Source organism: Cysteiniphilum litorale, assembly GCF_003428165.1.
Taxonomy (GTDB): Bacteria; Pseudomonadota; Gammaproteobacteria; order Francisellales; family Francisellaceae; genus Caedibacter; species Caedibacter litoralis.
Window position 1 is genome coordinate 17,009 of sequence record NZ_QLIQ01000026.1, and the last position, 9,420, is coordinate 26,428.

Consider the following 9,420-nt stretch of genomic DNA (forward strand, 5'->3'; position numbering starts at 1 on the left):
CTATGGCATTGTATTTGGATAATTTTGATTGCTTGTTTAATGATTTTGGTGAGCCTGCACGCATTGAGCGCACGGGTGAAAACTTAGTTGTTAAACATGACTTAATCGAGAGTTTACATGATTTGAGTCTAGCGAAATACAAGAACTGCTCAGGGGTGGCATGGCTTAAGTTTATTGATAAAAACAAAGTCGAGCGCCATGACATGCTGACTTTATTAAACAGTGCACAGACCTATCGCGTTGAGCATAAGATGCTTGATGGTGGTGGACTGGTCAAGTTGATTTTAAGCGATGCGGTGAATAATGAGTATATCGATTTCTAAAGCAGAGGCGTTTGCGCTTACGGATGCCATTGATGGCATCAAGGCAAGCGAGAAAGAGCTTGCTAATGCTTATCATCAATCGATGGGGCGTGCGGCAAATTACGCAAGTAAACGTGTGACGCGTGAAATAGCTAGCCGTTTAGATATTCCATTAAAGCTATTAAGAAAACGGCTGCTTGTTTTTAAGAAAGCCGATCATAAGGGTGCATGCAAGGTGTGGGCAGGCTTGAATGATTTGCCCTTAGATGCTTTAGGCAGACCCAAACGAAGTGGTGCTGATGTGATGGTTAAAGGGATTACTGCAAGTAATGCCTATATCACCAAAGCCGGACGTGTGCGCTTACGTGGCACAAGCGAGTTGGCAGTGCTATCAATTGATGAGTCAGCAGAAGATTTACTGCAGAAGCTGTTGCCTTACTATTTTTATTATTACTTTGAAAAAGAGTTCACGCAGTTGGTTAAATTTAAGTTTGGTGGGAACTAATGGAAAACAAAATACAAAACACGCGGGCATTAAGTGAGTATATCTTAGATGCCTTAAAAGCACATGAGTCACGGATTAATTGGCAGTTATATCCTGAGGTACAGACACTAAGTGGCGTTAAGCTACCGATTGCCCACTTGGAGCTGCAAAGCTTTGACTTAAGCCCGAAGATTACTACCGACTTGAATACAGTTACCTGCACATTTGCACTAAGATTATTATTTAATGATACACCACTTGGGCAGCTTAATATTCGTGATGCAGCGCTTGCGATGAGCACGTTTATTAATGGCAATTATTTTAACTGTGAGCAATTGGAAGCAGCGGGTGTCATCAGTAATCAACAGGATTTTTTTGCGCCAGAGGTCGATGGCTTTATCAGTTGGGAGATTCTGTTTTCGATTCCATTTTACTACGGTGATTCGGTGTATGAAGAAAATGGTACCTCGCCTGAGGTTGAGATAAATATAAATAATAATGTGGTATAGAGATGTCTGCTAATCAAATTAAGGAAGCCCATTCATGTTAAGACAGAAAGCATTACGCGTACTGGCATTATCGCAGGAAAACTGGCGTAATATCACCTTACCAATGGCTAAGTATGCTGTTGAACAAGCGCAAGAAGTTCTTGGCAATATAGCAGATGACGTAAAGCTAATAAACACGCAGGCGCTTGCTATGCTGTCCTTTTTGTCAGCGTCGCTAACAATGATTATTGCAGTACATGATTACTTTCATGTTAAGGTTTTAATCTGCATGATATCAGGCATTGCATTGAGTATGTTGTTGCTGTTAATAACGCTTTTGCCACGTGGGTTTATGGGTAAAGGCAGTTGTCCTGATAATATTCTGGATAGTGAAAGCTTGGCATATGATGAGCTTTATTTTTACAAATACCTTATCCATATCAATATGCGAGATGTCCAGTATGATTCAAATAAGCTTGCACGCAAAGCAATGTACTTTACAGGCGCTATTGTTACAATCGCCATAACTGCTATAAGCTGCGCTTTCTTGGTATGTTTACAGGTTGTTGGGGTGGTAAATTAGGTTGGGCAGGTATGGGCGTGTCCATGATGTCTATATTCCTAAATAAATGGGTAAGGTTATGAGCGATATTACACAACACCTCGTTGATATGCAACGGCGTTTAAATAACCTGATTCGGGTGGGGCTCGTCATTGAGACGAACCCCTCTCGTTTAAAAGTAAAAATAGGTGATAACACCAGTGGTTGGTTACCGTGGTTGACACAAAGAACCGGTGACTGCGTGACATGGTGGAAGCCGTCTGTTGGTGAGCAAGTGATGGTATTAAGCCCATCGGGTGAGCTAAACAATGGTGTGGTGTTACCTGCGATATACACTAAAAATCAGCCAACTTTAAACGCCAATGAACACATGACGGTTTATAAAGATGGCACCAAGGTGAGTTATGATTATGAGCAAAAGAAACTCTCAATAAATTGTGTTGGTGATGTTGAAGTCGTAGCGGCTAAGACGCTAATAGCAGATATTACTGGCGAGGTAACGGTTAAAGGTGCCAAGACACTAAGCATTGACTTTGTAGGCAATATTGATATTAAAACCCCTGCACAAGTTAGGATTGACGCACCTAATACGATCTGCACGGGTAATCTCATGGTGCAAGGTGGCTTAACCTATATGCAGGGTATGAGTGGGTTTAACCAAGGTGGCAGCACGACAGCAACCATTCAAGGTAAGGTTACCGTAACTGAGGATGTGATTGCTGGTGGCGTTTCCGTTAAAGGGCATACGCATATGGGTGACAGTGGTGGCAGTACGTCTGCGCCAGTGTAAAAGTTCTTAGGTTGAAAATAGGATGCTTTTAAGACTTTAGTTGATTCAGATTCTTTATAAGTAAATGATTTATCTTTGAAAATTGAGTATATTATTATACCTGCACCGAGCAAAGCTATAAAAATCCCTATAGGGAGTTGCTGACTTTTGAAAATTGGTATCCATTTGCTGCGTATTTCTATATCCATTGTTCTGTCATGATATGACCTTAAATACTTGATGCCGATCCTAAATATCAAAAATCCAATAATTAGGACAGCCAGATTGTATAAAGTGACGCTTAGAATTATGAATATACTTATCATTTTAAATTTCCTCCATGATTAATATCCTTATAATAACTATGCAAGCTCAACAGTATAGTGTAAATTTTCACGATTAATCACATCTTGCAAAGCTAAACGAATAAAGCTTTTAGGATTCATGCCGAGCGCTTTGGCAAAGCTAATAGCAAGCTTAATTCCCACAGGGCGTCGCCCGTGTTCAATGTCACACAGCTGCTGTTTGGAAATACCGATTTGCTTTGCAAAATCAGCTTGTGTAATTTCCTCACATTTACGTAAAGCAAGCAGTGTATTACCGATGGTTTCTGGCTCACCAATTAAGTTATCTAAGTATTTTATTGCATCAATATTCATGTTTGTTTACCTCATCGATTTCAATATAGTTTAGCTCAACTTTGCCATTATCATATTCGGTATAAATGGCGCGATAAGCTTTATTTAAACGGATTGATCGTTGACCTTTACGATTACCGTGCAAAGGCTCATCGTGGTAGCCAGGTGTTTTTCTTACTTCTAAAATGCCATATTCACCAACATCGTGCACCCATAGTCGAAGCTTTTTGATGATATGAGATGGAATTCTCTGTAAGTCTTTCTGAGCCTGTTTGCTAAGCTCAACTTTATACGTTTCCATCCATCGAATCCATTTATTGTAAGCTTTGCATGATTGTACTCATTTAATGGGTATTTGTCAAGTCGTAAGTTGTGAAGCGGCACAAACCTAACACGATTTAACGCTTATCCTTGCTGTATACCATCGGGGGAGGGTAAGCAATGCATGGGGTAGACCGCTATAGCGGGCGTGTGCTAGATGATGTCGAGCACGTTAAGCAATCAATCAAAGATATTTTAACCACACCAATAGGCACACGTGTGCAGTTGCGCGCGTATGGCAGTCGACTGTTTGAGTATATCGATAAGCCAATGAATAACGAAAATGTCATTCAGATTATTCTCGCGAGTGCCGAGGCAATTGATACATGGGAGCCACGGGTTAAGCTCACACGGGTATTGCCAACGGTGAGTGATAGCGGACGTTTAAACATTGACGTCGAGTTCACCTATCAGCCCAATGGCAAACCAGCGCAATTGCGCGGGGTTATGCTATGAGTGTTTTTAATCTGGCGAATCTGCCACTGCCTGCCTCAATTAGTGCGGTTGATTATGAAGCGAATTTTAATGCCTTACTGGATAAGTTTAAGGTGCTTATGCCTGAGTATGACGCCTATTTAGAATCTGACCCTGTGATTAAGATATTTGAGGCATGCGCTTATTTATTGACACTGAAGGATCAAGCGCGCAACGACCAAATCAAAGCCATACTGATTGCTTTTGCTAAGGGGGCTGATTTAGATAACTTAGGCGCACTATTAGCGGAAGCACGCCAAGAAAACGAGGAGGATGATCGCTTTAGAATACGCATTTTAACCGCTTTGGATAAAGCCAGTACCGCGGGTGCCGCGGAAGCCTATGAAGCATTAAGCTTAGAAGCTGACGCGCGTGTCGCTGATGTCAAAGCGTATGATGATATTACACAACCTGCTAAGGCATTTGTAACGATTCAATCGAATGTCAGTGACAATGGCGAAGCAGATAGCGCACTTATTACAGCGGTTACTGACTACCTAAACCATGAGGATCGAAAGCCATTAGGTGCGCAGGTGATTGTTAATAGTGTGGCTGCGTTAAATTATCAAATTGATGCAGTCGTCAAGTTTGATCAAACTGCTGATATTGAAACGGTTAAGCTGCATATGCTTGATGCCATTGCTGAGCTTGTAGCGCAAAAGCATAAAATCAATGCCGAGATTGCCTTGTCAGAAATTTATGCGCGCTTAAATATTGAAGGTGTTTCAGTGGTTGAGCAATTAAATGAACCTAAAGCCAATATCAAGGCGGGTAAACACCAAGCACCCTTTTGTACAAGTGTTAATATTGTCGAGGCGAGCACATGAGTTTATTGCCACCTAATAGTAGTGATTTAGAAAAGGCAATTGTTGGTGCGTTTCAATCAGTGCTTGATAGCAAGGACTTATTAATCCAGACACTATGGAATGCCGATTTGTGCCCGTATGAGTTTTTGCCTTATCTGGCAAGCGCTTTGAGTGTCGATTTTGCGATTTATAACCAATTAATCGAAGCAGAAAAGCGCGAGTATATTAAAAAATCAATTGAAATCCATCGCAAAAAAGGTTCATTAGGCGCACTTAAAAAAGCCTTAAACATTGCTGATTATGACATCAAAGTCAACGAATGGTATGAGTATAACGGCACACCACATACGATTAAAGTCGATATTACTAAACAATCATCTGGTGCTTTTAACATTGATTTAATCAATAACACCATTAACGCCAATAAAAATGTCCAAACTGCCCGCGTATTATCGGTTAAAAATGAAGTGAGCAATAGCATCACACTGGGCAATGGTAACAGGGTAACCTTGCGCCAAGGTGTACCGTTTAATAAAGCCTATGCATTTATCGGTTGTATTACCTTGGTGTGTTTACGGTTTAAATAAAGTAAAGAAAAAAGAGGAAAGAAAATGCCACAGTTAATGTTAACCGAAAGCGCTCTTGCTAAATTAGCAACGGCACAACAAACGGGTGTGCAGATAAAATTAGGGCAGTTTGAGGTCACCAATAGTCTTGACGCGAGCCTTGAAGCAACAGGGGACTGTCTTTACAAGGGCGGCATTTCAAGTATTGCTAATGAAAATGCGACGACTTTGCGCGTAAAGTGTTTAATGCCAGCAGGGCTTAATGTCAATGACGTTGTGCAAAAGTGCTATGTTTATGATGAGCAAAACGATGTCTTTGCCTATGGTTTGATTAATAGCTTTAAATACACACAATCAGCAAATATTGAGGCTGAGATTAATATTTATCTCACCTTTAGCGAGGCGGGCAGCGTGTCTTTAACGGTGCCGTCAGATAGTTTTGTGGATTATAAAACGTTTAATGAGCATAAGCATGATGAGCGCTACTATCAAAAAACGGAAGTTGATAACAAGGCTTATGGTTATCCTTACTGGCGATTGTCACGCAATCAGCTAGGCACCATAACCAATGGCGCATTAGATCATTTTGTTATTAATCCGAATATTACCATCAGTTTTGAAGTTTATAAAACGATTCATTCAGATGTGCCGTGGGCAGATCGTGACGCTGAAGAGCAAGAAATATTAACGGCTATGGGGCGTTATGGTCAGCGTTATTTTGCGCCTAGTTATTTTCATGTTGTCCGCATTAGGTGGAGCGGTGCAATACCTGAAGATTGGAGTGCAGGCAAATACTGGCTTTTTTATCAATATATAAATTATCACAATATTATCACCAGTGCATGTTATGCCAAATTAATCAGTGGAGATGTTTCAGGATATGCCTTTGAAAATATTAGTAGTACGTGGGGCTTGTGTGGTGGCACCATGGATTTACAAGGCACGTCTTATACGCACCCACATCCGTACTCAGAAACACAATCAGGTGAGGTTTTATTTTGCATGCTTGCCAATGTGGCAGGCTGCTTTCCATTAGATAGAAATAATCCAAAGTGGGGCTATTTGCCCTATTTAGAACGTTTAGAAGATTAATTGTATTTTCAATCATGAGGTAATCATATGATGAATATTATCCCAAGTGTTACCTTGCGTAATGCTGATGTATTAAAGAGCGTCCCCGTTGATCAATTAGAGCAACTGGATATTAGCGCTGAAGAAGAGATGCGCATTAAATTATACGTACGCAAAGAAGAAACGATTACACGCATCTTGGCGTTCACAAAGCAAGTCAGACAATTGCTGTCCAATCATTCAGAAGCTGAAAGAATGGTGGGTTGGGTAGAAAAAGAAAAGCGCGCAAGGCGAGTACTAGATGGTGTTGCTAGTGATGCAGATAAACAGCAGCTGACCATTGAAGCGAGTAAACGTGGCTTTGGTGAGACGATAGAACAGCTTGCGCAAAGACAAATCGAGTTGGCGGATATTCTAGCACTGCAAAACGCCGAACTTGACGGGTTAGAAACTAAGGCAATTGATTCGGTTCAACACGCTAAAGATATTGCAGAAGTTGAAGCACTTCTTGAGCAATTTAAGACTGAAGCGGAAGAGAGCTTAAAAAATATTAAAACCTATGGTGAGGCTTAATTATGATTGTCAAGTTACATTTCATCAGACGCAATAGCTTAATGTCACATGCGGTGCGTTTGATGACGGCATCAAAATACTCACACTGTGAAATTGAGATTGACGGCATGTGCTATGGTGCCAAAGCATTTAAAGGCGTGTATAAGCAGCCAGTGCGCGAGCTGTTTGAAAACGAAGATGTGATTGAAACATGGACGTTTGCCAATCCGAGCTTTTGGCGTGCTGCTAACCTGCGAGACTGGCTTGAGGCGCAAGTTGGTAAAAGTTATGACTATCTGCCTGCGTTGGCTTTGGGGTTTTTACGCAAGAACTGGGCGAATAATGAAGACAAGTGGTTTTGTTCAGAGTTAATTGACGCAGGCTTCAAACGTGTCGGTATGCCATTGACCAATAAGGATTACATGCCGTATCGCTTAACACCCAATGACTTGCGTCCGAGTAATCGCTTGCGTTACTTGTCATTAGAGAAATCAACGTCAAAGCCTTTTTGGAGTAGGTTTGTGCGCTTTTTTGTTTAATCACCATTTGCCAGCAATTGGCACAATCTCAATCAATTATTAGCACTACACTAGGAATCAAACGAGGGGGAGGATTAATAGTTTGAATGTTGTTAAGGGGATTTTGAGTGCACTGCCAAGTGTGATTATTTTATTTTTTGTGTTAGGTGGTGCGTATTACTTAAATAGTAAGCTCGACAAGATGAATGACATGTGGCTATCAGCTAATCAGGTGACAGTGAAAAATCAGCAAGCACAGATTAAAATTAACCGCATATTTGGCAAGCAGATGGATGATTTTACCAGCTATATTCATGGCTTACCTGAAGAGAAGCGCAAACCATGGCTTGAAACATATAGCGAAGAAGTGCAAAAGATGTTGTTCACGCCACCCAAGGGCTTAAAAAACCAAAGCGGTGAGAAGTGATGCGGTTATTTTTAGCTATTTTCACCATCATTGTGACAATTTTTATCAATGGTTGCTCGTTGTTTCCTGCTGCACGTGTTTCTGGACATATTCCACCGGAGTTAATGGAGCAGCGCTTGGTATATGGCTGTAGCAGCATTCAAAACGAATTAAAGCTTGCAACATGCTATTTAAAAACCCGTGAAGCGCTGTATTTGGCGAATCAGGATAAGCAGGATTTAGCTGAGTTAGATCGCATTTGGAGTAATTAATTAAGTTATTAAAAGAGCAAAAGGTAAAAGGGGGAGTTATGAGTTTTTACCATGGGGTTGAAGTTGTTGAGATTGATGGCGGTGCGCGCCCGATTCAAACGGTTAAATCGAGTGTTATCGGTTTAATTGGTACGGCACCAGATGCTGATAGTACCGCATTTCCGTTAAACGTGCCAGTGTTGATTGCAGGCAACCGGACAGAGGCGGCAAAGCTTGGCAGTAATGGTACATTGCCAGATGCAATTGATGGCATCTTTGACCAAATCGGGGCAATGGTGATCGTCGTGCGTGTTGAGCATTCAGATGACAACGCACAAATGCTTACTAATGTTCAAGGCGGTATTGATGCAACGACAGGCGCACGCACTGGGGTGCAGGCGTTTTTAGATGCGGGATCAAAGTTGGGGTTAACGCCACGCATTTTAATCGCGCCACAGTTTAGTAATGAAGTGGGTATTGTGCAGGAATTAATGGGGATTGCTGAGCGCTTAAAGGCAGTGATTATTGCCGAAGCCCCAAGCACCACAGATACTGCTGCAATTGCCTACCAGAAAAACTTTGGTTCGGCGCGTGTTTATGTCATCGATCCACGGGTGATGGTGCTAGCCAATGGTGTCGAGGTGGCTAAGCCCGCCTCGCCACGTGTTGCGGGGTTAATGGCACGCATTGATAAGACATACGGTTGGCACTACTCACCATCGAATCACGAGATTTATGGTGTAACAGGTACGGAACGTCCGATTGATTTCGAGTTAAATGGTGAGTGTCGTGCGAATTACTTAAACGAAAACAAGATATCGACGATCATTAATCAAAGTGGTTTTAGGCTGTGGGGTAATTTAACCTGCTCAAATGATCCCAAGTGGCAGTTTTTAAGTGTGCGCAGAACGGCGGACATGTTAAACGAATCATTGCTCTATGCGCATAACTGGGCAGTGGATCGCGGGATTAGCAAGACCTTTGTTGATGACATTGTGATGAGTGTTAACGGCTTTTTGCGCTCGCTTGTCGCGCAGGGTCGCATCTTGGGTGGCAAATGCTGGGCTGATCCCGAGTTAAACAGTGAGAATGAGATTGCAAACGGTCATATTACGTTTAGCTTTGATTTCACCCCTGTTTATCCAAGCCAACATATCACGTTTAATAGTCATCTAGTGAATGACTATATCAGCGAAATATTTTAATCAATCA

At 41.7% G+C, this 9,420-nt stretch carries 16 protein-coding genes; 14 read left to right on the forward strand and 2 right to left on the reverse strand.

What is annotated here, in order from left to right; genetic code table 11:
- Window positions 1–2 precede the first annotated feature (2 nt).
- Genes DNJ75_RS10310 through DNJ75_RS10330 form a run of 5 tightly spaced genes read left to right on the forward strand, consistent with a single transcriptional unit; the run spans window position 3 to window position 2,626 of the window.
- Window positions 3–323 carry a hypothetical protein gene (locus DNJ75_RS10310; protein ID WP_117003379.1) on the forward strand — a complete coding sequence of 107 codons (321 nt, stop codon included), beginning with the start codon at window positions 3–5 and terminating at the stop codon, window positions 321–323.
- Window positions 304–807 (forward strand): hypothetical protein, encoded by a 504-nt coding sequence (locus tag DNJ75_RS10315; RefSeq protein ID WP_117003380.1) that lies wholly within the window; start codon window positions 304–306, stop codon window positions 805–807. Before DNJ75_RS10310 ends, DNJ75_RS10315 begins: the two co-directional genes overlap by 20 nt.
- Window positions 807–1,295, forward strand: coding sequence for a hypothetical protein (locus tag DNJ75_RS10320; RefSeq protein ID WP_117003381.1), 489 nt, complete (start codon window positions 807–809; stop codon window positions 1,293–1,295). The genes DNJ75_RS10315 and DNJ75_RS10320 overlap by 1 nt, the downstream gene beginning before the upstream one ends.
- A gap of 34 nt (window positions 1,296–1,329) precedes the next feature.
- On the forward strand, window positions 1,330–1,857 hold the full coding sequence (locus DNJ75_RS10325) for a hypothetical protein (RefSeq protein ID WP_117003382.1): 528 nt from the start codon (window positions 1,330–1,332) through the stop codon (window positions 1,855–1,857).
- A 58-nt stretch (window positions 1,858–1,915) separates the two neighbouring features.
- Entirely contained in the window at window positions 1,916–2,626 is a 711-nt protein-coding gene (locus tag DNJ75_RS10330; protein WP_157968302.1) for a phage baseplate assembly protein V, read from the forward strand.
- Window positions 2,627–2,967: 341 nt separating this feature from the next.
- On the opposite strand, the gene DNJ75_RS10335 is transcribed toward DNJ75_RS10330, so the two are convergent.
- Both DNJ75_RS10335 and DNJ75_RS10340 read right to left on the reverse strand, forming a co-directional pair.
- Complete coding sequence (locus DNJ75_RS10335; protein WP_117003384.1) at window positions 2,968–3,264, reverse strand: helix-turn-helix transcriptional regulator; 297 nt, start codon at window positions 3,262–3,264, stop codon at window positions 2,968–2,970.
- Complete coding sequence (locus DNJ75_RS10340; RefSeq protein ID WP_117003385.1) at window positions 3,254–3,544, reverse strand: type II toxin-antitoxin system RelE family toxin; 291 nt, start codon at window positions 3,542–3,544, stop codon at window positions 3,254–3,256. The genes DNJ75_RS10335 and DNJ75_RS10340 overlap by 11 nt, the downstream gene beginning before the upstream one ends.
- 140 nt (window positions 3,545–3,684) lie before the next feature.
- Between DNJ75_RS10340 and DNJ75_RS10345 the strand changes: the two genes are divergently transcribed.
- The 9 genes from DNJ75_RS10345 to DNJ75_RS10385 all read left to right on the forward strand — a co-directional run bounded on the left by DNJ75_RS10345 (window position 3,685) and on the right by DNJ75_RS10385 (window position 9,413).
- Window positions 3,685–4,020 (forward strand): GPW/gp25 family protein, encoded by a 336-nt coding sequence (locus tag DNJ75_RS10345; protein ID WP_117003386.1) that lies wholly within the window; start codon window positions 3,685–3,687, stop codon window positions 4,018–4,020.
- Complete coding sequence (locus DNJ75_RS10350) at window positions 4,017–4,865, forward strand: baseplate assembly protein (RefSeq protein WP_117003387.1); 849 nt, start codon at window positions 4,017–4,019, stop codon at window positions 4,863–4,865. The genes DNJ75_RS10345 and DNJ75_RS10350 overlap by 4 nt, the downstream gene beginning before the upstream one ends.
- On the forward strand, window positions 4,862–5,431 hold the full coding sequence (locus DNJ75_RS10355) for a phage tail protein I (RefSeq protein ID WP_117003388.1): 570 nt from the start codon (window positions 4,862–4,864) through the stop codon (window positions 5,429–5,431). The genes DNJ75_RS10350 and DNJ75_RS10355 overlap by 4 nt, the downstream gene beginning before the upstream one ends.
- A gap of 24 nt (window positions 5,432–5,455) precedes the next feature.
- Window positions 5,456–6,502 (forward strand): hypothetical protein, encoded by a 1,047-nt coding sequence (locus tag DNJ75_RS10360; protein ID WP_117003389.1) that lies wholly within the window; start codon window positions 5,456–5,458, stop codon window positions 6,500–6,502.
- A gap of 27 nt (window positions 6,503–6,529) precedes the next feature.
- Window positions 6,530–7,054, forward strand: a complete 525-nt coding sequence (locus tag DNJ75_RS10365) for a hypothetical protein (protein WP_150468949.1) — start codon at window positions 6,530–6,532, stop codon at window positions 7,052–7,054.
- Between the two features lie 2 nt (window positions 7,055–7,056).
- Window positions 7,057–7,572: a C40 family peptidase gene (locus DNJ75_RS10370; protein ID WP_117003391.1), complete on the forward strand. Its 516-nt coding sequence runs from the start codon at window positions 7,057–7,059 to the stop codon at window positions 7,570–7,572.
- Between the two features lie 82 nt (window positions 7,573–7,654).
- Entirely contained in the window at window positions 7,655–7,978 is a 324-nt protein-coding gene (locus DNJ75_RS10375; protein WP_117003392.1) for a hypothetical protein, read from the forward strand.
- Complete coding sequence (locus DNJ75_RS10380; RefSeq protein WP_117003393.1) at window positions 7,978–8,229, forward strand: hypothetical protein; 252 nt, start codon at window positions 7,978–7,980, stop codon at window positions 8,227–8,229. The genes DNJ75_RS10375 and DNJ75_RS10380 overlap by 1 nt, the downstream gene beginning before the upstream one ends.
- Before the next feature lie 38 nt (window positions 8,230–8,267).
- Window positions 8,268–9,413 carry a phage tail sheath subtilisin-like domain-containing protein gene (locus tag DNJ75_RS10385; RefSeq protein WP_117003394.1) on the forward strand — a complete coding sequence of 382 codons (1,146 nt, stop codon included), beginning with the start codon at window positions 8,268–8,270 and terminating at the stop codon, window positions 9,411–9,413.
- Window positions 9,414–9,420 lie beyond the last annotated feature (7 nt).

Coding starts and splice junctions, on each gene's coding strand:
- DNJ75_RS10380 (WP_117003393.1), top strand. CDS start 7,978: ATGCGGTTATTTTTAGCTATTTTCACCATCATTGTGACAATTTTTATC.
- DNJ75_RS10315 (WP_117003380.1), top strand. CDS start 304: ATGAGTATATCGATTTCTAAAGCAGAGGCGTTTGCGCTTACGGATGCC.
- DNJ75_RS10330 (WP_157968302.1), top strand. CDS start 1,916: ATGAGCGATATTACACAACACCTCGTTGATATGCAACGGCGTTTAAAT.
- DNJ75_RS10365 (WP_150468949.1), top strand. CDS start 6,530: ATGATGAATATTATCCCAAGTGTTACCTTGCGTAATGCTGATGTATTA.
- DNJ75_RS10340 (WP_117003385.1), bottom strand. CDS start 3,544: ATGGAAACGTATAAAGTTGAGCTTAGCAAACAGGCTCAGAAAGACTTA.
- DNJ75_RS10350 (WP_117003387.1), top strand. CDS start 4,017: ATGAGTGTTTTTAATCTGGCGAATCTGCCACTGCCTGCCTCAATTAGT.
- DNJ75_RS10345 (WP_117003386.1), top strand. CDS start 3,685: ATGCATGGGGTAGACCGCTATAGCGGGCGTGTGCTAGATGATGTCGAG.
- DNJ75_RS10360 (WP_117003389.1), top strand. CDS start 5,456: ATGCCACAGTTAATGTTAACCGAAAGCGCTCTTGCTAAATTAGCAACG.
- DNJ75_RS10335 (WP_117003384.1), bottom strand. CDS start 3,264: ATGAATATTGATGCAATAAAATACTTAGATAACTTAATTGGTGAGCCA.
- DNJ75_RS10310 (WP_117003379.1), top strand. CDS start 3: ATGGCATTGTATTTGGATAATTTTGATTGCTTGTTTAATGATTTTGGT.
- DNJ75_RS10320 (WP_117003381.1), top strand. CDS start 807: ATGGAAAACAAAATACAAAACACGCGGGCATTAAGTGAGTATATCTTA.
- DNJ75_RS10385 (WP_117003394.1), top strand. CDS start 8,268: ATGAGTTTTTACCATGGGGTTGAAGTTGTTGAGATTGATGGCGGTGCG.
- DNJ75_RS10355 (WP_117003388.1), top strand. CDS start 4,862: ATGAGTTTATTGCCACCTAATAGTAGTGATTTAGAAAAGGCAATTGTT.
- DNJ75_RS10325 (WP_117003382.1), top strand. CDS start 1,330: ATGTTAAGACAGAAAGCATTACGCGTACTGGCATTATCGCAGGAAAAC.
- DNJ75_RS10370 (WP_117003391.1), top strand. CDS start 7,057: ATGATTGTCAAGTTACATTTCATCAGACGCAATAGCTTAATGTCACAT.